Source organism: Streptomyces sp. NRRL B-24085 (assembly GCF_001282115.1).
Lineage (GTDB): Bacteria > Actinomycetota > Actinomycetes > Streptomycetales > Streptomycetaceae > Streptomyces.
The window spans coordinates 1-20,827 of record NZ_LJBR01000072.1 but is presented as its reverse complement, the minus strand read 5'-3'; the positions used below and the strand labels follow the sequence as shown (position 1 = coordinate 20,827).

The following is a 20,827-nucleotide window of genomic DNA, read 5'->3' as shown; positions in this document are numbered from 1 at the left end:
CGTCACCATGCCGAAGACCGCATCCCTCAGCCCGAGACCCGCGCCCGTGACCGATCTCATGGCCTCGCTCGGCGACCTGCTGCGCCAATGGCTGCCGCGGCAGCGCTGGTTCGCGGGCAAGGACCGGCCCGTGAGCGAACTCGGTCTGCTGTCGATGACCGAGCTGTTCCCGGGCTGTCTGCACCTGCTGGTCCACACGGGTCACGGCGGGGTGCCCGCGCCCGGCGGCGGCTCCCCGGCCGGTGACTGCTACCAGTTGCTGCTCGGAGTGCGCAAACACCTCTCGCCGCGTCTGGGCAGGGCCCTCATCGGCCGCGCCGAGCGCGGCCCGCTGGCCGGCCTCACGGTGTTCGACGCCCTGCACGATCCGCGCTCGGCCCAACTGCTGCTGGAGCGGCTGCGGCATCCCGGCACGGCCGGCCCGCTGTGCTTCGAGCGGGCCCCCTCGGTGCCGGTGCCCGCGGGGCTCCCGCCGCGGCTGCTGGACGCCGAGCAGTCGAACTCCTCGCTGGTGTACGGCGACGAGTTCATCCTGAAGGTCTTCCGCCGCATCCAGCCCGGGGTCAATCCGGACCTGGAGGTGCCGGTCGCGCTGGCCGGACAGGGCTGCCGCAGGGTGCCGGCGCCGGTCGCCTGGTTCCGCACCACGCATCCGCAGGAGGCCACGCTCGGCGTGCTCCAGCCGTATCTGCGCGACGCGTCCGACGGCTGGGCGCTGGCCCTCCAGGCGCTCGCCTCGGGTGACGACTTCACCGTGCAGGCCCACGAACTCGGGCGGGCCATGGCCGAGGTGCACCTCGCCCTGGCCGCCGCCTTCCCCGGCACCGGCCACGACGACAACGGCGCCACCGCGGCCGCGATGACCGAACGCCTCGACGCCGCCGCGCACAGCGTGCCGGCGCTGCGGCCGTTCGTCCCCGGCCTGCGGGGCGCCTTCGGCGCGCTCGCCACCTGCGACTCCGGGCCGCCCGCCCAGCGTGTCCACGGTGACCTGCACCTGGGGCAGGTGCTGCGGGCCGGCCGCGAGTGGTTCGTCATCGACTTCGAGGGCGAGCCGTCGCGTCCGCTCGCCGACCGGTGCACCGCCCAGTCACCGGTCCGGGACATCGCGGGCATGCTCCGCTCCTTCGACTACGCGGCCCGGCAGCGCCGGCCCTGGCGCCCGGAGTGGGCCCGCCGCTGCCGGGAGGCGTTCTGCGGGGGCTATGCCGCCCTCGCCGGGTGGGATCCGCGCAAGAAGCACGGCCTGCTGCGCGCCTACGAGACCGACCGGGCCGTCTACGAAGTCCTGTACGAGGCACGGCACCGCCCCGACTGGCTGCCCGTGCCGATGGCGGCGATCGAACGCCTTGCCGTGAGAGGAGACTGAGCCGTGGCCCTGCGTGACACCACACTGCCCGAGCCGTCCGGACCGGCGCGCTGTGCCCCGGCCCCCGCGCTCGACCCCGCGGACCGGGGCCGGCTGCTGGCCGGCGCCCACCACGACCCGCACGCGCTGCTGGGCGCCCATCCCGTCGCGGACGGGGTCGTCTTCCGGGCGCTGCGCCCCTTCGCCCGCGGGGTGAGCGTCGTGATCGGCGGCGAGCGCAGACAGCTGGCCTCGGAGGGTGACGGTCTCTTCTCCGGCCTGCTGCCCCTCGGCGCGATCCCGGACTACACCCTGCTGGTGTCGTACGCGGACGGCGAGCAGGAGGTTCACGACCCCTACCGCTTCCTGCCCGCGCTCGGCGAGACCGACCTGCATCTCATCCGGGAGGGCCGCCACGAGCAGCTCTGGAAGGCGCTCGGCGCCGAGCCGATGACCCACCAGGACGTGACCGGCACCCGCTTCACCGTGTGGGCGCCCAACGCCCAGGGTGTCCGGGTCGCCGGGGAGTTCACGTTCTGGGACGGACAGGCGTTCCCGATGCGCTCGCTCGGCTCGTCCGGGGTGTGGGAGCTGTTCCTGCCGGGGATCGGCGAGGGCGCCCGCTACAAGTTCGAGATCACCTCGCGGTACGGCGACCGGTTCCTCAAGGCCGACCCGATGGCGCGCGCCACCGAGGTGCCGCCCGCGACCGCGTCCGTGGTGACCGCCTCGCACTTCGAGTGGGGCGACCAGGACTGGATGGCCCGGCGCGGGGACCTTCCGGTGCACCGGGCGCCGTTCTCGGTCTACGAGGTCCACCTGCCGTCCTGGCGCAAGGGCCTCACGTACCGCGAGCTGGCCGAGCAACTGCCCGGCTACGTCAAGGACCTGGGCTTCACCCACGTCGAGCTGATGCCGGTCGCCGAGCACCCCTTCGGCGGCTCCTGGGGCTACCAGGTCACCGGTTTCTACGCGCCGACCTCCCGGCTGGGCACGCCCGACGACTTCAAGTACCTGATCGACGCCCTCCACCGGGCCGGTGTCGGTGTGATCATGGACTGGGTGCCGGCCCACTTCCCGAAGGACGACTGGGCGCTGGCCCGCTTCGACGGGGACCCGCTGTACGAGCCGGGAGACTCCCGGCGTGCCGAGCACCCGGACTGGGGGACGTACGAGTTCGACTTCGGGCGCGTCGAGGTGCGCAACTTCCTGGTCGCCAACGCCGTGTACTGGTGCGAGGAGTTCCACATCGACGGGCTGCGCGTCGACGCGGTCGCCTCGATGCTCTACCTCGACTACTCGCGCGACTCCGGCCAGTGGAGCCCCAACGTGTTCGGGGGCCGGGAGGATCTCGACGCGGTCGCCTTCCTCCAGGAGATGAACGCGACCGTGTACCGCCGGGCACCGGGTGTCGTCACGATCGCCGAGGAGTCCACGGCCTGGGACGGCGTGACCCGCCCCACGGACAGCGGCGGCCTGGGGTTCGGCCTGAAGTGGAACATGGGCTGGATGCACGACTCCCTCGGCTACATCAGCCATGAGCCGGTGCACCGCAAGTACCACCACAACGAGATGACCTTCTCGATGGTGTACGCGTACAGCGAGAACTACGTCCTGCCGATCTCCCACGACGAGGTCGTCCACGGCAAGCAGGCGCTGGTGTCCAAGATGCCCGGCGACTGGTGGCAGCAGCGCGCCAACCACCGCGCCTACCTCGGCTTCATGTGGGCGCACCCCGGCAAGCAACTCCTCTTCATGGGCCAGGAGTTCGCCCAGGGCGCGGAGTGGTCCGAGGCGCACGGCCCAGACTGGTGGCTGCTCGACCCGGCGTACGGGGCCGAGGCCGACCACCGGGGCGTGCGCGATCTGGTGCGCGACCTGAACACGGTGTACCGGGCGACCCCCGCCCTGTGGGAGCGCGACACCGACCCCGGCGGCTTCCGGTGGGTGGTCGGGGACGCGGCCGAGGACAACGTCTTCGCCTTCCTGAGGTTCGACTCGGCGGGCGGCCCGCTGCTCGCGGTCTCCAACCTCTCCCCCGTCGTGCGCGAGGACTACCGCCTCACCGTGCCCGAGGGCCGCCCCCTGTGGCTGGAGGCCCTCAACACCGACGCCGCGTGCTACGGCGGCGGGGACGTCGTGCGGCGCGACCCGGTCAAGGCGGAGGACGGGGAGCTGCGGCTCACCCTGCCGCCGCTCGCGACGGTGTGGCTGGTCCCGGTGCCCGACTGAGTCCGCAGGCGACACGGAGGTGTCCGACCGGCCCCGAAGGGGCAGTCGGGGTCGTACGAGAACCAGCATCCTCGTCGTCGCCGAGGGCCACAGAAAGGGCTGTATCACGTGCGCACCGTGGGAGTGGAGGAGGAACTCCTCCTGGTCGACCCCGAGACCGGCGAGCCGCAGGCGCTGTCCGCTGCCGTCCTCGCGCGGGCCGCGCAGGACGAGCCGGACCAGGACGTCTTCGAGAAGGAACTGCACAACCAGATGGTGGAGTTCGCCACCCACCCGCAGTCGGGCATGGAGGAACTCCGCGCGGAGATCGTGCGCTGCCGCAAGGAGGCCGCCCGGCTGGCCGGCGACAGCGGTTGTGCCGTGGTCTCCCTGGCCACCTCGCCGCTGCCCGTCAGCCCGTCCGTGGGCGTCGGCCGGCGCTACCAGTGGATGGCGGACCAGTACGGCATCGCCACCCGGGAGCAGCTCGTCATGGGCTGTCATGTCCACGTGTCCGTGGAGTCGGACGAGGAGGCCGTCGCCGTCGTCGACCGCATCCAGCCCTGGCTGACCGTGCTGGCCGCGATCAGTGCCAACTCGCCCTTCTGGCAGGGCAAGGACACCGGTTACAGCAGTTACCGCAGCCGGGTGTGGCAGCGCTGGCCCTCGGCCGGTCCGACCGAGCCGTTCCGCTCGGCGGAGCGCTATCACCGGCGGGTGGCGGACATGGTGGCGACCGGCGTCATCCTGGACGAGGGCATGATCTACTTCGATGCCCGGCTGTCCCGGAACTACCCGACGGTGGAGATCCGGGTCTCGGACGTCTGCCTTCAGTCGGACACCGCCGTGCTCCTCGCCACCCTCGCCCGCGGACTGGTGGAGACGGCCGCGCGCGAGTGGCGGGCGGAGCGGGAACCGGTGACGCACAGTGTGAGTCTGCTGCGCCTCGCGGCCTGGCAGGCCGCGCGCTCCGGACTGTCCGGGGAACTGCTCCACCCGGCGACGATGCACCGGGTGCCCGCGGAGACGGTGGTGCGCGCCCTGCTGGAGCACGTCGAGGACGCACTCGCCGACAGCGGTGACCTGGACCGGGCCCGCGAAGCCTGCGCCGGACTGCTGCGGCACGGCAACGGCGCCCGGGTGCAGCGCGAGCTGCTGGAGCGCACCGGCAGCCTGCGGAGCGTGGTCACCGAGTGCGTGAAGCTGACCCAGGCTTAGGGCTCACAGGGCCAGGACGATTGCGTACACCAGGAAGAACGCGGCGACGAGGACGACCAGGAGCAGGATCAGGGCCAGCGGGCCCTTGGCCCAGCCCCTGGTCGGGTTGTGCGTCTCCCGCGGGCCGGCCTCGGGCAGGCTGCTCTCGGCCGGCGGGGTCTCGCCGGGGGGTACGCCGCCGCCCGGTTCCAGTCCGGTGGTGCGCTCGGGTTCGGGATCTGGGTTCGTGTAACTCATGCGGTCCGAGTGCCCCGATCTCAACGAGATCACGGGTGACCGCTTACTTCCGTATTCCCGGTACCACTCGCTCGCGCCTGGGCTAGATTCGAGCACCGCGGTTGACCGAACTCGTCCGCGCCGTCACAGCCCGTACACGTCAGGAGCAGCGCATGCGCGACTTCGCCCTCGCTCCCCGGACCCTCTCGCGCTCCAGCGGCGGTCTGGCCGACAGCGTGTTCGAGCGGGCGGAGCTGGAGCCCGCCCTGCCGGTGCTCGCCCGCCGCCCCGAGGGCTCCTCGGGAGGCTGGCAGAACGTCACGGCCGTCCAACTGCGGGACGAGGTCGTGGACCTCGCCAAGGGACTGGTCGCCTCCGGGATCTCACCGGGCCACCGGGTGGCGATCATGGCGCGCACCCGTTACGAGTGGACGGTCCTCAGTTACGCCCTGTGGACGGTCGGCGCCGAGGTCGTCCCGATCTATCCGACGTCCGCCCGCGAGCAGGTCGAGTGGATCCTGCGCGACGCCGGCTGTGTGGCCGTGGTGGTGGAGGACGAACAGGCGGTCATGACGGTCGGCTCGGTGTGTGCCTCGCTGCCCCGGCTGCGCCACGTCTGGCAGCTCGACGCGGACGCGCTGGCGGACCTGACGGAGCGGGGCCGGACGATCCCGCTCGCCACGGTCGAGTCGCTGCGCCGCATCGTGCTGCCGGACTCCACGGCGGTCGTCGCTTACACCTCCGGCACCACGGGTCACGCGCTGGGCTGCGCGCTGAGCCACCGGGGCCTCGCGAGCCCGGTCGACACCCTCCTCGAAGGCTGGCGCCACATCACGGCGGCCCCCGGGGAGCAGCCGTCCGTCCTCGCCTTCCTGCCCTTCTCCCATGTGTACGGCCTGATGATCCAGGGCGTGTGCATCCGCGGCGGTCTGCTCATGGCCCACGAGCCCGACCTCGGCGAGGAGGCGCTGGCGGCGTCCCTGCAGTCCTTCCGCCCCACCTACTTCTACGCCGTCCCCTCGGTGTTCGAGAAGATCTACAAGAACTTCCTGCGCGCCTCCCAGCAGGCGGGCCGCGGTGCACTGTTCGAGCGGGCCGCCGACACGGCCCGCGACTTCGCCCTGGCCTGCGAGCGGCAGCGACTGGGCGAGGGCCCCGGGCCGGGGTTCGACCTGCGGCTCCAGCACGCCCTGTACGAGCGGACGGTGTACCGCAGGCTGCGGGCCGCGCTGGGCGGCCGGGCCCGCCGCGCCACCTCGGGCGGCTCCACCCTCAACCGCGAGCTGTCCCTGTTCTACGAGGGCATCGGCATCTACGTCCACGACGGGTACGGCCTCACGGAGACCTCCGGCGGGATCACCATGCAGCCGCTGGGCCGGGAGAAGTCCGGGACCGTGGGCCGGCCGCTGCCGGGCGTGGATCTGCGGGTGGCGGACGACGGGGAGATCCTGGTGCGCGGGCCGTCCGTCTTCCAGGGCTATGTGAACGACGAGGCCGCGACCCGCGCCGCGCTGTACGGCGGCTGGCTGGCGACCGGCGACCTCGGACGACTGGACGCCGACGGCTATCTGACCATCACCGGCCGCAAGAAGGACATCATCGTCACCGCCAGCGGCAAGAGCGTGGCCCCGGCCGCCCTGGAGCACCGGCTGAGGATGCACCCGCTCATCCACCAGGCCGTGGTGGTGGGCGACAACCGGCCCTGCGTGGGCGCCCTGCTCACCCTGGACCCGGTGTTCCTGGCGCACTGGCGCGGAGTGCTGGTGGCCCAGCAGGATCCCTCGGCGCGCGAGGCCCGGGAGGAGAACGCGCTGCGGGAGGAGATCGCGCGGGCGGTGGCAGCCGCCAACAGCACCGTCTCGCGCTCGGAGTCGATCCGGGTGTTCCGTGTGCTGCCCGAGCCGTTCGACCTGGCCAACGGCCTGCTGACGCCGTCGATGAAGCTGCGCCGGGACGAGATCGTGCACCGGTACGCGGCGGAGATCGACGCGATGTACCAGGCCCGCTCGGCCGGCGCCCGGCGCACCTCGACGGAGGACTTGCTGAGCTGGGACGACTCGGACAACGTGTTCCGGTGAAACCTCGCCCTTCGAGCGCGTTCCCGAAGGTGAGGACGATTGGGGAGCCTGCCCTCGGGAACACGGCTCATTGGCGACGTGAGAGAGTACGACAACCCGCTGACGCCGGGCCGTGAGAGCGGCTCGGCACCGAGCCGCATTGGGACGAGACACTGACTTCCGAGGCGATTCCGAGCCGCACCACCCGTTTCGCGGGCGAGCCGCAATGCGTGACGGGTGCGCGGCTCGCCGCTGAAGAATTCCTGGACGAACTCGGCGAGAGCGTGCCGCCCGCGACCCCGGAGCACTGGGACGACATCCTGCTGGTGGTGACGGAACTCGCCGCCAACGCCGTCCAGTACGCCCCCGGGCCGTTCGTGCTGCGCATGCGCCGCACCTTCGACGGCGTGCACGTGACGCTGCGCGACACCAACCCGACGCCGCCGGCGCCCCGTTCCTTCGATCCGCGCACGGGCGGCGGCGGCATCGGCTGGCACCTGGTCCACGCGCTGTGCGACCAGGTCAGCGTGGTGACGGACGAGCGCGGCAAGGACGTGCACGTCTTCCTGCCGTGGTGACCCGCCGCGCTCGCGTCATGCGGTGGCCGTGAGCCCCAGGTAGTAGGCGCCGACCGCCGCGAGGTACTCACGGTCCCTGGTCTCGCTGTCGGTGCGGAAGCGGGGGGCCGCCTTCACCTCCGACTCGGTGCAGGCCAGGGTGATCCGCCGGCCCTCGGTGTCGACCCGGGTGACGACGCCCACCGGGACCAGGACGCTGCGGCCGAAGATCCAGACGCCGGTGTCGACGACGAGGTGCTCCATGCCGTCGGGGGCGGCCTGCCGGTCCACGTGTCCGATCGTGCCGTCGCTCGCGACGACGCTGAAGCCCGTCAGGTCCTGTCCCTCGACGTATCCGCTGTCCGGCGCGTACGACCAGATTCTGTCGGTGGTCACGCTGCTCCTTCCCTCCCGAGCGCTGCACGGATCCCGCCTCTTCGCTGCGGGCGGGTCCACAGCACCCCATACCCCTCTGCCGCACACACATTCGGCGGCCGGCCCCCTCACAAGCGGTTTCCCCGCGTCCGGTCCGCGCACCTCCTTCACCTTTCTCCCGGTGCACTTTCAGGTCAGGACGGGCAAGGTGGTCATCGACGCATTCGTCGCGCCCGCACGGGCAGACGAAGGGCGTTCGAGGCAGACCGCCTGGAGCCGCAGAAAGGGATGAACACCGTGACACGACCCAGGATCCTGGTGGTCGGCGCCGGCTTCGCCGGTGTCGAATGCGTGCGCCGGCTGGAGCGGAAGCTCTCCCCGGACGAAGCCGATGTCACCCTGGTGACGCCGTTCGCCTACCAGCTCTATCTCCCCCTGCTGCCCCAGGTCGCCTCGGGTGTGCTGACGCCCCAGTCGATCGCCGTCTCCCTGCGCCGCAGCAAGAAGTACCGCACCCGGATCATCCCGGGCGGCGCGATCGGCGTGGACCTCAAGTCCAAGGTCTGCGTGATCCGCACCATCACGGACGAGATCGTCAACGAGCCGTACGACTACATCGTGCTGGCCCCCGGCAGCATCACCCGCACCTTCGACATCCCCGGTCTCACCGAGCACGCCTTCGGCATGAAGACGCTCGCCGAGGCCGCCTACATCCGCGACCACGTCATCTCCCAGCTCGACCTCGCGGACGCCAGCCACGACCCGGCCGAGCGGGCGGCCCGGCTGCAGTTCGTGGTGGTCGGCGGCGGATACGCCGGCACCGAGACCGCCGCCTGTCTGCAGAAGCTGACCCACGCTGCGGTCAAGCGCTACCCGCGCATCGACCCGTCGCTGATCAAGTGGCATCTGATCGACATCGCCCCGAAGCTGATGCCGGAGCTGGGCGACAAGCTGGGCCGCAGCGCGCAGGAGATCCTGCGCCGGCGCGGCATCGACGTGTCGCTCGGGGTGTCGATCGAGAAGGCGGGCCCCGAGGAGGTCACCTTCACCGACGGCCGGGTGGTGCCGACCCGCACCCTGATCTGGACGGCCGGGGTGGTCGCCAGCCCGCTGATCGCCACGCTCGGCGCGGAGACGATTCGCGGGCGGCTCGCGGTGACCGCCGAGATGACCCTGCCGGGCCACGACGGCGTCTTCGCGCTCGGCGACTCCGCCGCCGTGCCCGACAAGGCCAAGGACGACGACAGCGCGATCTGCCCGCCCACGGCCCAACACGCCATGCGCCAGGGCAAGGTGGTCGCCGACAACGTCATCGCGACCCTGCGGGGTCAGGCGCTGAAGCCGTACGTCCACAAGGACCTCGGCCTGGTCGTCGACCTCGGCGGCACGGACGCCGTCTCCAAGCCGCTCGGCATCGAACTGCGCGGCCTGCCCGCCCAGTTCGCCGCCCGCGGCTACCACTGGGCCGCGCTGCGCACCAATGTCGCCAAGGTCCGCGTGGCGACGAACTGGACGCTCAACGCCGTCGCGGGCGACGACTTCGTCCGCACCGGCTTCCAGGCCCGCAAGCCCGCCAAGCTGAAGGACTTCGAGTACACGGACGCGTATCTGACACCGGAGCAGGTCCGGGCCCAGGTCGAGGGGACAGGACAGCTCGGCCAGTAGGTGTGGCGCACGTCACTTCGAGCCGCCGATTGGTTCCGGGCCGGTCGGCGGTCCCAGAGGGGACAGCAGATCGCCACCGAGAGGACACCGCCATGGCCGAGACCGTGAAGGGCCCCGCGAGCTACTTCCCCTCCATCGAGAAGAAGTACGGCCGCCCGGTCGCCGAGTGGCAGGAGCTCGTCCGGTCCTCGCCGCTGACCCGGCACATGGAGCTGGTCGCCTGGCTGAAGACCGAGCACGGGATGGGGCACGGCCACGCCAACGCACTGGTCGCCCACACCCTCGCGGAGGCCAGGGGCGAGTGATCCACCACTCCCGTGCCATGCTGGAACGGATCATGACGTGACACGGGAGTGAGTACGGCGGAGTGAACACAGCGATGCTGCGCGATCGGGTCGCCGCGTCGGACCCGGGCCTGCTGCGGCTGGCCGCCGGTCTGCGCACGGTGGGGGCGATCGCGCTCACGCTGGCCGTGCTCGGTGTGCTGGGGATGAGCGTCCCGCACCTGGTGGCGGGCGCCATCGCGGCGATGGTCGCGACCTTCGCCATCCGGGAGAAGCAGCGCGCCCCGCAGGCCGTGACCCTCGCCCTGGGCCTCCCGGTGGCCCTGGTCTCGATGTCCCTGGGCGCGCTGCTGAGCTCCCGGGTGCTGGCCGGTGACCTGTTCTTCGTCGCGCTGATCTTCTGCGCGGTCTACGGCCGCCGCTTCGGCGACCGGGGCACCGCGCTCGGCCTGATCGGCTTCCAGATCTACTTCGTGTCCCTGTTCGTCGGCGCCTCCGTCTCCGGCCTGCCCGAGCTGTACGGCGTCCTCGGGGTCGCCTTCCTGTGCAGCGCGACGGCACGCTTCCTGCTGGTGCCGGAGACCCCCGCGGGCCTCCTCGAACGCCTGCGGGAGGCCTTCCGGGTCCGGCTGGCCCAGCTCGTGTCCGCACAGCTCGCGCTGCTGGACGCCGGGCCCGAGGAGATCGACGGGGCGCTGAAGGACGTACGCGAGGGGACCGCGCGGCTGCACGAGACCGCGCTGATGATCCAGGGGCGGCTGGAGGAGGGGACCTCGGACGCGGGCGCGGCGCGGCTGGTGCAACGGCGCGTCGCGGACGCCGAGATCGCCGCCGAGCGGCTCGGTCTGCTGCTGCTGACGGCCCGCAGCTCCGAGCGCGCGGACACCCTCACCCTGCATCTGCCGGGTGCGCCGGCGCCTCGTCCCGGCCGGATGCCCGGCCGGGACGAGGCGATGAACCGGGTGCGCCGCGACCTGGAGGCGCTGCGGCTGCTGGTGCTGCGCCCGGTCGCCGCCAGGTCCGGCACGGCCCTGTCCCAGGTCCGCAACCGGCTCCTCGGCTACCGGGAGGAGGAGAACCTGCCGCCCGCGCCGCCCGCGGTCCAGGACGTCTTCCGCGGCATCGGCGAGGCCGCCCGCGCGGTCCTCGGCCTCAGGATCGCCCTGGACGGCCCGCAGGACGAGTCGGACGACTCCCCCGCGACGGCACGCTCACGCGAAGAACTGGACGCCGAGGACGCCGTCATCGAATCCGGTGAGGAGGACGGCGGGACGCAGGAGGAGCTCACCGGGCTCAGGCGGCCCACCACACGGGCCGCGGTGCAGGTCGCCGTGGGGTCGGCGCTCGCCATCGTCGGCGGCGAGTTCCTCTCCAGCCAGCGCTGGTACTGGGCCGTGCTCACCTGCTGGATCGTCTTCATCAACACCGCGTCCACGGGCGAGATCCTGGTCAAGGGCTACCGCCGGCTGCTCGGCACCGTCCTCGGCGTGCTGGCCGGGATCGTGCTGGCGGGGGCGGTCGGGCAGCACACCTGGACGGCGTTCGCCCTGGTGCTGGTGCTGGTGTTCGCGATGTTCTACACCGCGCCGCTCTCCTACACGCTGATGTCGTTCTTCGTCACCGCTGCGCTGGGACTGCTCTACACGCTGCTGCACACCTACAGCCTCTCGGTGCTGGTGCTGCGCGTGGAGGAGACCGCGCTCGGCGCGGCCTGCGGGGTGATCGCGGCGGCCTTCGTCCTGCCGGTGCGCACGGACCGGCGCACGAACGACCTGCTCGTCACCGTCCTGGAGCGGCTCGACGAGGTCACCGAGGCCGCCGTGGACCAGCTCAGCGGGGGCTCCCCTGAGGAACTGCTCGACCGGGCGCGCGACCTGGACCAGGCACTGGCCGACCTGCGGGCGGCCACCCAGCCGCTCACCCACCCGATCACACCGCTGCGGGCCAGGCGGGACACGGCCCGCTATGTCGTGGCGCTCCTGGAGACCTGCGCGTACCACGCGCGCTCACTGGCGGCCACGGCGGAACTGCTGCCCACGCACCCCTCGATCGCGGCCGACCCCCGGCTGCGCAGGGCCGGCCGGCGCATCGGGGAGAACATCGCGGCCATCGCCGCGCACGTCGCCGACGAACGCTCCACCGCCCGGGTCGAGACCGGGCCGAGCATCGCCTCGCTCCTGGAGTCCGAGGTCCCCGGAACCCCGCGCTTCGGCCGGGTCACCGACCGCGTGCTGCGGCACGTCCAGCGGCTGGACGAGACCCTGGTGGGTCTGGCCCGGCCGCTGGACGTGCCGGTCGCGACGCCCGGACGATAGGGCGCTCAGAGATCCGTGGGCAGACCGCTCACCTCGGCGATGCCGCGCAACTCGTCGTCGAGCCGCCGGCGTTCGCGGATGTACTCGGCGATCTCACCGAGGCGGACCGGATCGGAGGCCGTGTCCGCGTCGGTGACCACCCGGATCGGGCTGTTGCCGTCGTCGACGTGGAGTTCGATCACCTTGTTGTCCATACGGCCGGTCACCGCGGTGGCGATGACCAGGGCGGCCTCGTCGCGGATCTCCTGGGGCAGCCCGTCCTGCTGGCTGTCCTCTAGCGCGAAGTCCAGAGCGGGCAACTGGTGTTCGTCGATGGCCCGCAGGACCGGACGGACCACGCTGAGCAGGAGCTCGTAGTCGTCCGAGGCCATACGGATGCGCAGCAGGTCCAGGTAGACGTCCACGGGCCTGCCGTCGGGCGGAAGCTCGGGTTCGTTCATGAACCCCGGGTTCCCCGTGAGCGGCGGCTCAGACCCTCCGCCAGCGGGCCATCGCGAACGAGAACACCCCGAACAGCACCAGACCCACGGCGACCAGGACGAGCAACCACGGTCCCAGCGGGGTGTCGGCGAAGGAGCGGAGCGTGTCGTCGAGGCCCTTGGCCTTCTTGGGCTCGTAGTCGACCGCGGCCCGGACGGCGAACGCGCCCGCGGCGGTGAACACCACACCGCGCGCCACTCCCCCGCCCACGCCCGTCACGTCGACGAGCTTCCGGACCCGCGGACTCATCTGGGCGAGCTTCATCTTGTCGTGGAAGGACCTGCGCAGGGCCTGTGCGGCGATCCACACACCCGCCACCGCCACGCCGACGCCGGCGATCCCGACCAGCCACTGCCCGGCGGGCCACTCCAGAACCCGCGCGGTGACGTCCTTGGACTGCTTGTCGCTGGATCCGCCGCTGCCCGAGCCGACCGCGAAGGACAGCACGGAGTAGGCGACGAAGGAGTAGAAAATGCAGCGGGCCGCGGACAGCATTCGTTTCGTGGCCTTGCGGCCGTCGGGGCCGACCGAGCCGAACACGACTTCCGACAGGCGCCACAGGGCCATGCCGACGAGCCCGATCCCCAGCGCCCACAGGACGACGGAACCGAACGGCTTGTCGGCGAGGGCGGCGAGGGCGCCGCCGCGGTCGGCCTGGCGCTTGCCGTCGCCGAAGGCGATCTGCAGCGCCAGTACACCGACCAGCAGGTAGATCACTCCGCGGGCGGTGAATCCCGCGCGGGCCGCGTACTCCGTCACCGAGCCGCGTGCCGCTCGTCTGGCCTGGAACCGGGCGGTTCCCGCCGTGGAACTCGTGCTCATCTCATCCCCCCTGGGAAGTCCGGACCGTCCAGGCGGGCGGTCACGCGGAAATGCGGTCAGTCGGCCAGTCGCGCGGGTTCGGGCACGGCGCCGAGCAGACGGTGAGCCGTCTCCAGGGCCAGCCGCACGTCCCGCGTGCCGGTGGACACACAGAGTGTGTAGGCGAGGTCCCGGGCCCGGGGGCTCTGTTCGGCCGGCGTCGCGGACTCCTCGGCCCGCAGTGCCTCGTACTCCTGGACGAGCCGCCGCAGGAACGTGCGATCGGGTATCAGCATCCGTCTTCCTCCGCGTGTTCTCAGGCCCCGGCAGGGCCGTCGGCCTGCCGCCTCGCCCGGTCGGCCAGCGCCTCGTCGCGCACGCGGGCGCAGCTGCGGCTGATGAGCCGGGAGACGTGCATCTGCGAGATGCCGAGCTGGTCGGCGATCCGGCTCTGGGTCATGTCCTCGAAGAAACGCATGTAGAGGATGGCGCGCTCGCGCTCGGGCAGCTTGCGCAGGCCCTCCTTGGCGGACTCGCGGTCGACCACGACGTCGTACGAGGTGTCGGGGCCGCCCAGGGTGTCGGCGAGGCTGTAGCCGTCGTCGCCGGCCGAGAGCTCGGCGTCCAGGGAGAGGGTGCTGAAGCTTTCGAGGGCCTCGAGACCGGTGGTGACCTCTTCCTCGGTCAGGCCGGTGTGGGCGGCGATGTCGGCGGGCGTCGGTTCCGGGGAACCGGGGTTCTGGGTGAGCTCGCGGCGGGCCACCCGCACCTTGTTGCGCAGTTCCTGGACGCGGCGGGGCACCCTGAGGGCCCACATGCGGTCGCGGAAGTGGCGCTTGACCTCGCCGGTGATGGTGGGGACGGCGTAGCTCTCGAAGGCTCCTCGTTCCGGTTCGAACCGGTCGATGGCCTTCACGAGGCCGAGGGCGGCGACCTGGCGCAGGTCCTCGATGGACTCGCCGCGGTCGCGGAACCGGCCCGCGATGCGGTGGGCCATGGGCAGCCAGGCGGTGACGAGTTCGTCGCGCAGTGCGTCGCGCTCGGGGCCTTCCTCCAGCCCGGCGAGCCGGGTGAAGAGGGCCATGGTGTCGGGGGCGTCGTCGTGCCGCCGCCTGCCGGGGGTGGTGGGACGGTCCTGCGTGGTGGGACGGCTGGTCGACGTGTCGGTGAGCATGCGGATTCGCTCCTGAAGAACGGGTTCAGGGACTGACCGCGGGAGGAAGACGCCGGGACCGCCGAAGTGGGGCCCGCAGCAGCCATGCAGCTCCCGCTGGCGCGCCTCCGGTCCGAAGCACGAAACTGCGTCTGCCCTGCTGCATGCGGCCCAAACTCCGTCGGCGAAACTCCGTTTTCCGGCGGCCGGCACAGGAGTGCCGGACTAGCTCAGGGGCACCACGGCGGTGATGCACTTCCCGCCCGAGGGCAGGTCGGTCACGCGCACGTCGCGGGACAGCCGGCAGACGATCGGCCAGCCGTGGCCGCCGGGGTGCCACCGGCCGTGGGGGTCGACGGGTGCCTTGGCCACCGGCAGCGCGGCGCTGCGGTCGCTGACCGAGACGCACACGCCCCTGCCCTCGACGGTGACGCGGAAGTCGGTGACCCCGCCCCCGTGCAGCATCGCGTTGGTGGTGAGTTCCGAGGCGACGAGCAGGGCGTCCGAGAGTGCCTGCGCGTCGCACGGGGTGTGCGTGGCGCGGCAGCGTTCGGACACGGCCTGTTCGACCGCCTGGCGGGCCTCGGCGGGCCGGTACGGCCGCGGGCTCACGCGCCGGCGTGCGACCGGGATTTCGGGGGTGGCTGCGGTCCTGTGCTCATCGCACATGACGTGGCTCCTGATCAGTGGATCGACTGGTCGTTGAGGTCGGTGAAGCAGAAGCCGGGCCCGGCCGGACCCACGGACACGGTGACCGTGCTGTACGGTGCGCGCCCTCCGTAGGCCTCCAGTAATCGGCTCACCTCTGTGCGCGGGGTCAAACCTCCCCGTTCCGGGCGGGAACGCGGGCGGTTCGATCGTGTTCCCTGGGTACGCGAAGTGCATGACGGATGTCGTGGACTCAGATGAACTGCTGCGCCGTATCCAGCGTGCCCGGGCCTGTGCGGCGGAGGAGGAGCGCTCCTGGCGGGCCCGCAGCGACGAGCTGGAAGGCTCCGATCCGCAGGCCGCGCGGGACGCCGCCGTGCGCACCCTGGCCTACGAGGCCGTGACCCGGGTGCTGGACGAGGTGCTCAGGCCGGGCAGTCGCTGACCGCCGGGCGCCGCGGTCCGGATTGACGCACGTCCGGGCCGGGCACCCGGGGGCAATGACTGTGGATCACACCCGAGCACCGGTTCTGGAAGCCCTGGCCGACTACCACCGCAGGGGGCAGCTCTCCTTCGCGCCCCCGGGGCACAAGCAGGCGCGCGGGGCCGATCCGGCGGTGCGGGAGGTCCTGGGGGACGCGGTCTTCCTCGGGGATGTGCTGGCCTCGGGCGGCCTGGACGACCGGCTGACCCGGGGGCGGGTGCTAGAGCGGGCCGAGGAGCTGATGGCCGACGCCGTGCACGCCGACCACACGTTCTTCACCACGTGCGGGAGTTCCCTGTCCGTGAAGGCGGCGATGCTGGCCGTGGCGGGCCCGCACGAGAAGCTGCTGATCGGGCGGGACGCGCACAAGTCGGTGGTGTCCGGGCTGATCCTGTCCGGGATCGAGCCGGTCTGGGTCGAACCGCGGTGGGACGCCGAGCGTCACCTCGCGCACCCGCCGTCCGCCGAGGAGTACGAGCGGGCCTTCGAAGCCCACCCCGACGCGAAGGGCGCCCTGGTCACCAGCCCGACACCGTACGGGACGTGCGCGGCCCTGGGGGACATCGCCGCGGTGTGCCACCGCCGTTCGGTGCCGCTGATCGTGGACGAGGCGTGGGGCGCGCACCTGCCCTTCCACCCCGATCTGCCGTCCTGGGCCATGGACGCGGGCGCCGACATCTGTGTGACCAGCATCCACAAGATGGGCAGCGGTCTTGAGCAGGGGTCCGTCTTCCATCTGCGGGGCGATCTGGTGCCGCCGGACCTGCTGAAGATGCGGGCCGACCTGCTGGGCACGACCAGCCCCTCGGTGCTGCTGTACGCCGGCCTGGACGGCTGGCGCCGCCAAATGGCGTTGCGGGGCAAGGAGTTGATGGGCGGGGCGCTGGATCTCGCGGCCCGGGTCCATGCCGCGATCGAGGAGATCGACGGGATGCACGTCAACGACCGCGACGACTTCTGCGGGCCCGGCCTGGCCGACGACCTCGATCCGCTGCCCGGCGTCATCGATCTCTCGGAACTCGGCATCTCGGGGTTCCAGGCGGCGGACTGGCTGCACGAGCACCGGCACATCGACGCCCACCTCAACGACCACCGGCGCATCGGCATGCAGATCACCCACGGCGACGACGAGGAGACGACGGACGAACTGCTGGCGGCGCTCCGGGATCTCGCCCAGGTCGCGCCGGAGCTGGCCCCGGCCCCGCGGATGGAGGTGCCGCCGCCGTCCGAGCTGCGGATGGAGCAGGCCAGGCTGCCCCGGGACGCGTTCTTCGGTCCGGCCGAGAACGTGCCGGTCGACCGGGCCGCCGGACGGATCGCGGCCGAGATGATCACGCCGTACCCGCCGGGGATCCCGGCCGTGCTGCCCGGCGAGCTGCTGACCGGACCCGTGCTGGAGTATCTGCGGACCGGGCTGGCCGCAGGCATGAACCTGCCGGACCCCGCCGACGCGGAGCTGGAGACGATCCGGGTGGTCGACACGTCCGCCGAGTGAAACCGGTCACGCACCCCGGATCCGATTGCGCGAAATCGCCATGGATGGTTTACGGTTCATCCATACGTGGTGACGGGGTCGACACACCGTCCTCCGACACCGCCTCTGACTGCCCTGGCTGGCCTCCCCCGTCCAGCCAGGGCTTTTTCATGCCCTCCGCAGATCCTCACATCCGCCGAGGTGCCCCGAACGGCGGCAGCCGCTGAAATGGGCGTAGGCACAACACCGGAATCCATCGCCGGCGAGGAGCCCCGCGTCATGACCAAAGCGACAAAACTGCTGACCGCACTACCGCAGCCGCAGCGCCAGAGCCTGATGACGCTCGCCAGGGAGGTCTCCTTCCCCGAGGACTTCCACATCTTCGAGGCCGGCGGTACGGCCGACCGCTTCTGGGTCATCCGCTCCGGAGCGGTCTCGCTGACCCAGCAGGTGACCAGCCACCACCTGGTCACCGTCGCCGGACTCGGTTCGGGCGACCTGCTCGGCTGGTCCTGGCTGTTCCCGCCCTACCGGTGGGACTTCGGCGCGGAGGCCTTCAGCCCGGTGCGGGCCTACGAGTTCGACGCGGCGGCGGTGCTGCGGCTGTGCGAGGAGGACCGGCAGCTCGGCATGATCCTGGTGCGCAGCGTCGCCGAGATCCTCGCCCACCGCTTGGAGACGACCCGGGGCAAGCTCATGGAGCAGTACGGCTCGCACCGCAGGGGGGTTCTCTAGGGTTCAGATCCGGTAGCGGCGCAGCGCGGGCACCGCGAAGGCCAGCGTCAGCATGACGGCGACGACGAGGAGCCCGCCGCCGGCGACCGCGCTGCGGGCGCCGAAGACCGAGCCGGCGGTGCCGTGCAGGACGTCGGCGAGGCGAGGGCCGCCCGCGACGACGACGGTGAAGACGCCCTGCATCCGGCCGCGCATCTCGTCGGTGGCGGCGGAGAGCAGGATCGCCCCGCGGAAGACCATCGAGACCATGTCGGCGACCCCGGCGACGGCCAGGAACACCACCGCGAGCCACAGACTGCTGCTCAGCCCGAACCCGGTGACGGCCAAGCCCCAGGCGACGACCGCGCCGATGACCATCCAGCCGTGCCGGCGGGCCCGGGAGAACGTGCCGGAGAACAGTCCGCCGACCACCGCGCCGATCGGGATCGCGGCGAACAGCAGGCCCAGCGCGAGCTCTTCGCCGTACGGGGCGTAGGTCTCGGAGGCGAGCTGCGGGAACAGGGCCCGGGGCATGCCGAAGACCATGGCGACGATGTCCGCGAGGAAGGACAGCAGCAGCACCTTGTGCGCAGAGATGTACCGGAAGCCCTCGGCGATCTCCCGCACGCCCGCCCGGCGTGCCCCCGCGGCGGCGAGCGGCGGCAGGGAGGGCAGCCGGTACACCGCCCACACCGTCACGCACAGCGCCAGCGCGTCGACGAGGTACAGCTCGGGCAGGCCGATCACCGGGATCAGCACACCCGCGAGCAGCGGTCCGACCACCTGCCCGGTCTGCATGACGGTGGAGCCGAGGGCGTTGGCGGCGGCCAGTTGCCCCTCGGGGACCAGACGGGCGATGGAGGCGTTGCGGGCGGGGGCGTTCAGGCCCCAGAACGCCTGCTGCACCGCGAGCAGGACCATGAGGACGGCCACCGAGCCGAGGCCGCTGACCGCCTGGAGCCAGAACAGGACCGAGGTGACGGCGATGCCCGTGTTGGTGATCAGGAGGAGCCTGCGGCGGTCCATGCTGTCGGCGACCGCGCCGCCCCACAGCGCGAACACGATCAGCGGGAGCAGTCCGGCCAGGCTCGCGGCGCCGACCCAGGCCGAGGAGCCGGTGATGTCGAATATCTGCTTGGGCACCGCGACGGCGGTGAGCTGGCTGCCGACGGCCGTGACAATGGTCGAGCTCCACAGCCGGCGGTAGGCCGGGATGCGCAGCGGGCGGGTGTCCATCGCCCAGCGGCGCCAGCCGCGCCGGGGCGGCGGCGCCTCTTCCGTCGCGGGTGTCTGGGGTTGGGTGCTGCTCTCGCCGGTGTCCACGCGATTCCTGGTTGCTCGTTACATCTATCGGGCCAGGGTTCACTATCGCAGCATCGGGCGGGCGTTCGGGACGCCATGTCTCAGGTCGTGGACGCGGACCGGGGGTTCATGCGCCGGCCACGAGGGTGGCGCCCAGGGCGATCATCGTCACGGCGACCAGTCCGTCGAGGACCCGCCAGGCCGTGGGCCTGGCCAGGAAGCGGCTGAGCAGCCGGGCCCCGAAGCCGAGCGCCGCGAACCAGCACAGGCTCGCGAGCACCGCGCCGAGGCCGAAGGTCCAGCGCAGCGGGCCGCGGTCCGCGGCCACGGAGCCGAGCAGGAACACGGTGTCGAGGTAGACGTGCGGGTTGAGCCAGGTCATCGCGAGACAGGTCAGCACGGCCCGTCTGCGGGAACCCGTCGCCTCGCCCTCCGTCCGCAGGCCCGACTGCCCCGGCCGCAGGACCCGGCGGGCGGCGAGAGCGCCGTAGCACAGCAGGAACCCGCCCCCGATCCAGCCGACCAGGGTCAGCGCGCCGGGCCAGGCCACCACCACCGCCCCGACACCGCCGACCCCGAGGGCGATGAGCACGGCGTCGGACAGGGCGCAGATGCCGACCACGGCGAGGACCGCGTCACGGCGGACCCCCTGGCGCAGGACGAAGGCGTTCTGGGCGCCGATGGCGACGATGAGCGAGAGGCCGGTGCCGAAACCAGCGGCGGCGGCGGACAGAGCAGCGGGCATGACGTCGACGGTACGGAGACGATCACCGCACGTACAGCTAAAGATTCTTATGTATCATTAGCCGTCGTGATGATGACGGAACTCCCCCTGGATCAGGTACGGACGCTGCTCGCGGTGGTCGACGAGGGCACGTTCGACGCGGCCGCCGCCGCCCTGCACGTGACGCCCTCGGCGGTGAGCCAGCGGGTGAAGGCGCTGGAGCAGCGCACCGGTCGGGTCCTGCTGGTGCGCACGAAACCGGTGCGGCCGACCGAGTCCGGCGAGGTCGTCGTGCGGTTCGCCCGCCAGCTCGCCCGCCTCGAACGGGACGCCCTCGCCGAGCTGGGCGTGCCGGGCGAGCAGGAGGTGACCCGGGTGTCGGTCGCGGTGAACGCCGACTCGCTGGCGACCTGGTTCCTGGAGGCGCTCACGCGGGTGCCGGGCCGGGAGCGGCTGTGCTTCGAGCTCCGTCGCGAGGACGAGACCCGTACCGCGGAACTGTTGCGGGAGGGACTGGTGATGGCGGCGGTGACGTCCTCCCCCGAGGCGGTGGCGGGCTGTTCGGTGCGCGCGCTGGGGCGCATGCGGTATCTCGCGGCCGCGGAGCCCGGGTTCGTCGAGCGGTGGCTCGCGGGACCGTCGCCGGACCGGCTGGCGGACGCTCCGGTGGTGACCTTCGACCGCAGCGACGACATCCAGGACGGGTTCCTGCGGGGCCTCGGCCTCGGCGGAGCGAGCCGGGTCCGGCACGCGGTGCCCACGTCGGAGGGGTTCGTGGAGGCGGTCGCGCGGGGCCTGGGG

At 72.0% G+C, this 20,827-nt stretch carries 22 protein-coding genes; 12 read left to right on the top strand and 10 right to left on the bottom strand.

Features of this window, described 5'->3' with window-relative positions; all coding sequences use genetic code 11:
- Window positions 1–7 precede the first annotated feature (7 nt).
- The 3 genes from AOJ26_RS11090 to AOJ26_RS11080 all read left to right on the top strand — a co-directional run bounded on the left by AOJ26_RS11090 (window position 8) and on the right by AOJ26_RS11080 (window position 4,777).
- Window positions 8–1,369, top strand: coding sequence for a maltokinase N-terminal cap-like domain-containing protein (locus AOJ26_RS11090; protein ID WP_053848063.1), 1,362 nt, complete (start codon window positions 8–10; stop codon window positions 1,367–1,369).
- Window positions 1,370–1,372: 3 nt separating this feature from the next.
- Window positions 1,373–3,580, top strand: coding sequence for a 1,4-alpha-glucan branching enzyme (gene glgB, locus AOJ26_RS11085; protein ID WP_053848062.1), 2,208 nt, complete (start codon window positions 1,373–1,375; stop codon window positions 3,578–3,580).
- Between the two features lie 108 nt (window positions 3,581–3,688).
- Window positions 3,689–4,777: a glutamate--cysteine ligase gene (locus tag AOJ26_RS11080; protein ID WP_053848061.1), complete on the top strand. Its 1,089-nt coding sequence runs from the start codon at window positions 3,689–3,691 to the stop codon at window positions 4,775–4,777.
- Between the two features lie 3 nt (window positions 4,778–4,780).
- Here AOJ26_RS11080 and AOJ26_RS11075 read toward each other — a convergent pair whose 3' ends face one another.
- Window positions 4,781–5,014 carry a DUF6480 family protein gene (locus AOJ26_RS11075; protein ID WP_053848060.1) on the bottom strand — a complete coding sequence of 78 codons (234 nt, stop codon included), beginning with the start codon at window positions 5,012–5,014 and terminating at the stop codon, window positions 4,781–4,783.
- Between the two features lie 152 nt (window positions 5,015–5,166).
- Here AOJ26_RS11075 and AOJ26_RS11070 point away from each other — a divergent pair, with 152 nt between their 5' ends.
- Window positions 5,167–7,071 (top strand): AMP-dependent synthetase/ligase, encoded by a 1,905-nt coding sequence (locus AOJ26_RS11070; RefSeq protein WP_053848059.1) that lies wholly within the window; start codon window positions 5,167–5,169, stop codon window positions 7,069–7,071.
- Between the two features lie 152 nt (window positions 7,072–7,223).
- Window positions 7,224–7,628: an ATP-binding protein gene (locus tag AOJ26_RS11065; protein WP_053848058.1), complete on the top strand. Its 405-nt coding sequence runs from the start codon at window positions 7,224–7,226 to the stop codon at window positions 7,626–7,628.
- Window positions 7,629–7,643: 15 nt separating this feature from the next.
- Here AOJ26_RS11065 and AOJ26_RS11060 read toward each other — a convergent pair whose 3' ends face one another.
- Window positions 7,644–8,003 (bottom strand): hypothetical protein, encoded by a 360-nt coding sequence (locus AOJ26_RS11060; protein WP_053848057.1) that lies wholly within the window; start codon window positions 8,001–8,003, stop codon window positions 7,644–7,646.
- 267 nt (window positions 8,004–8,270) lie between these two features.
- On the opposite strand from AOJ26_RS11060, the gene AOJ26_RS11055 reads away from it, so the two are divergent.
- From AOJ26_RS11055 to AOJ26_RS11045, 3 genes are all read left to right on the top strand, one after another.
- The gene (locus tag AOJ26_RS11055; protein ID WP_053848056.1) at window positions 8,271–9,647 is read left to right on the top strand and encodes an NAD(P)/FAD-dependent oxidoreductase; all 1,377 of its coding nucleotides are present in this window, start codon (window positions 8,271–8,273) and stop codon (window positions 9,645–9,647) included.
- A gap of 92 nt (window positions 9,648–9,739) precedes the next feature.
- Entirely contained in the window at window positions 9,740–9,952 is a 213-nt protein-coding gene (locus AOJ26_RS11050) for a DUF4287 domain-containing protein (protein WP_053848055.1), read from the top strand.
- 74 nt (window positions 9,953–10,026) lie between these two features.
- On the top strand, window positions 10,027–12,246 hold the full coding sequence (locus AOJ26_RS11045; protein ID WP_053848054.1) for an FUSC family protein: 2,220 nt from the start codon (window positions 10,027–10,029) through the stop codon (window positions 12,244–12,246).
- 5 nt (window positions 12,247–12,251) lie between these two features.
- Here the strand turns inward: AOJ26_RS11045 and AOJ26_RS11040 are convergent, their stop codons facing one another.
- From AOJ26_RS11040 to AOJ26_RS43455, 6 genes are all read right to left on the bottom strand, one after another.
- Complete coding sequence (locus AOJ26_RS11040; RefSeq protein WP_053848053.1) at window positions 12,252–12,686, bottom strand: hypothetical protein; 435 nt, start codon at window positions 12,684–12,686, stop codon at window positions 12,252–12,254.
- A 28-nt stretch (window positions 12,687–12,714) separates the two neighbouring features.
- Window positions 12,715–13,548: a DUF1206 domain-containing protein gene (locus AOJ26_RS11035; RefSeq protein ID WP_053848052.1), complete on the bottom strand. Its 834-nt coding sequence runs from the start codon at window positions 13,546–13,548 to the stop codon at window positions 12,715–12,717.
- A 56-nt stretch (window positions 13,549–13,604) separates the two neighbouring features.
- Window positions 13,605–13,823 (bottom strand): DUF5133 domain-containing protein, encoded by a 219-nt coding sequence (locus AOJ26_RS11030; RefSeq protein ID WP_053848051.1) that lies wholly within the window; start codon window positions 13,821–13,823, stop codon window positions 13,605–13,607.
- 20 nt (window positions 13,824–13,843) lie between these two features.
- Window positions 13,844–14,701 carry a SigB/SigF/SigG family RNA polymerase sigma factor gene (locus AOJ26_RS11025; RefSeq protein WP_053848050.1) on the bottom strand — a complete coding sequence of 286 codons (858 nt, stop codon included), beginning with the start codon at window positions 14,699–14,701 and terminating at the stop codon, window positions 13,844–13,846.
- 204 nt (window positions 14,702–14,905) lie between these two features.
- On the bottom strand, window positions 14,906–15,349 hold the full coding sequence (locus AOJ26_RS11020; RefSeq protein WP_053848049.1) for an ATP-binding protein: 444 nt from the start codon (window positions 15,347–15,349) through the stop codon (window positions 14,906–14,908).
- Window positions 15,350–15,363: 14 nt separating this feature from the next.
- The gene (locus AOJ26_RS43455; protein WP_159044259.1) at window positions 15,364–15,501 is read right to left on the bottom strand and encodes a hypothetical protein; all 138 of its coding nucleotides are present in this window, start codon (window positions 15,499–15,501) and stop codon (window positions 15,364–15,366) included.
- 62 nt (window positions 15,502–15,563) lie between these two features.
- Between AOJ26_RS43455 and AOJ26_RS11015 the strand changes: the two genes are divergently transcribed.
- The 3 genes from AOJ26_RS11015 (at window position 15,564) to AOJ26_RS11005 (ending at window position 18,021) form a co-directional block, all read left to right on the top strand.
- Window positions 15,564–15,773, top strand: coding sequence for a hypothetical protein (locus AOJ26_RS11015; protein WP_053848048.1), 210 nt, complete (start codon window positions 15,564–15,566; stop codon window positions 15,771–15,773).
- 55 nt (window positions 15,774–15,828) lie between these two features.
- Complete coding sequence (locus AOJ26_RS11010) at window positions 15,829–17,307, top strand: aminotransferase class I/II-fold pyridoxal phosphate-dependent enzyme (RefSeq protein WP_053848047.1); 1,479 nt, start codon at window positions 15,829–15,831, stop codon at window positions 17,305–17,307.
- 258 nt (window positions 17,308–17,565) lie between these two features.
- Complete coding sequence (locus AOJ26_RS11005) at window positions 17,566–18,021, top strand: cyclic nucleotide-binding domain-containing protein (protein WP_053848046.1); 456 nt, start codon at window positions 17,566–17,568, stop codon at window positions 18,019–18,021.
- A gap of 3 nt (window positions 18,022–18,024) precedes the next feature.
- Here the strand turns inward: AOJ26_RS11005 and AOJ26_RS11000 are convergent, their stop codons facing one another.
- Entirely contained in the window at window positions 18,025–19,323 is a 1,299-nt protein-coding gene (locus tag AOJ26_RS11000; protein ID WP_053848045.1) for an MFS transporter, read from the bottom strand.
- 106 nt (window positions 19,324–19,429) lie between these two features.
- Entirely contained in the window at window positions 19,430–20,047 is a 618-nt protein-coding gene (locus tag AOJ26_RS10995; RefSeq protein ID WP_053848044.1) for a LysE/ArgO family amino acid transporter, read from the bottom strand.
- 69 nt (window positions 20,048–20,116) lie between these two features.
- Here AOJ26_RS10995 and AOJ26_RS10990 point away from each other — a divergent pair.
- Window positions 20,117–20,827, top strand: a 711-nt coding sequence (locus AOJ26_RS10990; protein ID WP_053848080.1) for an ArgP/LysG family DNA-binding transcriptional regulator, incomplete at its 3' end; no start/stop codon positions are given.

Excerpts from the sequence above, each read along its gene's own strand:
- AOJ26_RS11010 (WP_053848047.1), top strand. The coding sequence starts at position 15,829 with ATGACTGTGGATCACACCCGAGCACCGGTTCTGGAAGCCCTGGCCGAC.
- AOJ26_RS11075 (WP_053848060.1), bottom strand. The coding sequence starts at position 5,014 with ATGAGTTACACGAACCCAGATCCCGAACCCGAGCGCACCACCGGACTG.
- AOJ26_RS11020 (WP_053848049.1), bottom strand. The coding sequence starts at position 15,349 with ATGTGCGATGAGCACAGGACCGCAGCCACCCCCGAAATCCCGGTCGCA.
- AOJ26_RS11055 (WP_053848056.1), top strand. The coding sequence starts at position 8,271 with ATGAACACCGTGACACGACCCAGGATCCTGGTGGTCGGCGCCGGCTTC.
- AOJ26_RS11070 (WP_053848059.1), top strand. The coding sequence starts at position 5,167 with ATGCGCGACTTCGCCCTCGCTCCCCGGACCCTCTCGCGCTCCAGCGGC.
- AOJ26_RS11025 (WP_053848050.1), bottom strand. The coding sequence starts at position 14,701 with ATGCTCACCGACACGTCGACCAGCCGTCCCACCACGCAGGACCGTCCC.
- AOJ26_RS11090 (WP_053848063.1), top strand. The coding sequence starts at position 8 with ATGCCGAAGACCGCATCCCTCAGCCCGAGACCCGCGCCCGTGACCGAT.
- AOJ26_RS11040 (WP_053848053.1), bottom strand. The coding sequence starts at position 12,686 with ATGAACGAACCCGAGCTTCCGCCCGACGGCAGGCCCGTGGACGTCTAC.
- AOJ26_RS11045 (WP_053848054.1), top strand. The coding sequence starts at position 10,027 with ATGCTGCGCGATCGGGTCGCCGCGTCGGACCCGGGCCTGCTGCGGCTG.
- AOJ26_RS11030 (WP_053848051.1), bottom strand. The coding sequence starts at position 13,823 with ATGCTGATACCCGATCGCACGTTCCTGCGGCGGCTCGTCCAGGAGTAC.
- AOJ26_RS11050 (WP_053848055.1), top strand. The coding sequence starts at position 9,740 with ATGGCCGAGACCGTGAAGGGCCCCGCGAGCTACTTCCCCTCCATCGAG.
- AOJ26_RS11015 (WP_053848048.1), top strand. The coding sequence starts at position 15,564 with ATGACGGATGTCGTGGACTCAGATGAACTGCTGCGCCGTATCCAGCGT.
- AOJ26_RS11035 (WP_053848052.1), bottom strand. The coding sequence starts at position 13,548 with ATGAGCACGAGTTCCACGGCGGGAACCGCCCGGTTCCAGGCCAGACGA.
- AOJ26_RS10995 (WP_053848044.1), bottom strand. The coding sequence starts at position 20,047 with ATGCCCGCTGCTCTGTCCGCCGCCGCCGCTGGTTTCGGCACCGGCCTC.
- AOJ26_RS11005 (WP_053848046.1), top strand. The coding sequence starts at position 17,566 with ATGACCAAAGCGACAAAACTGCTGACCGCACTACCGCAGCCGCAGCGC.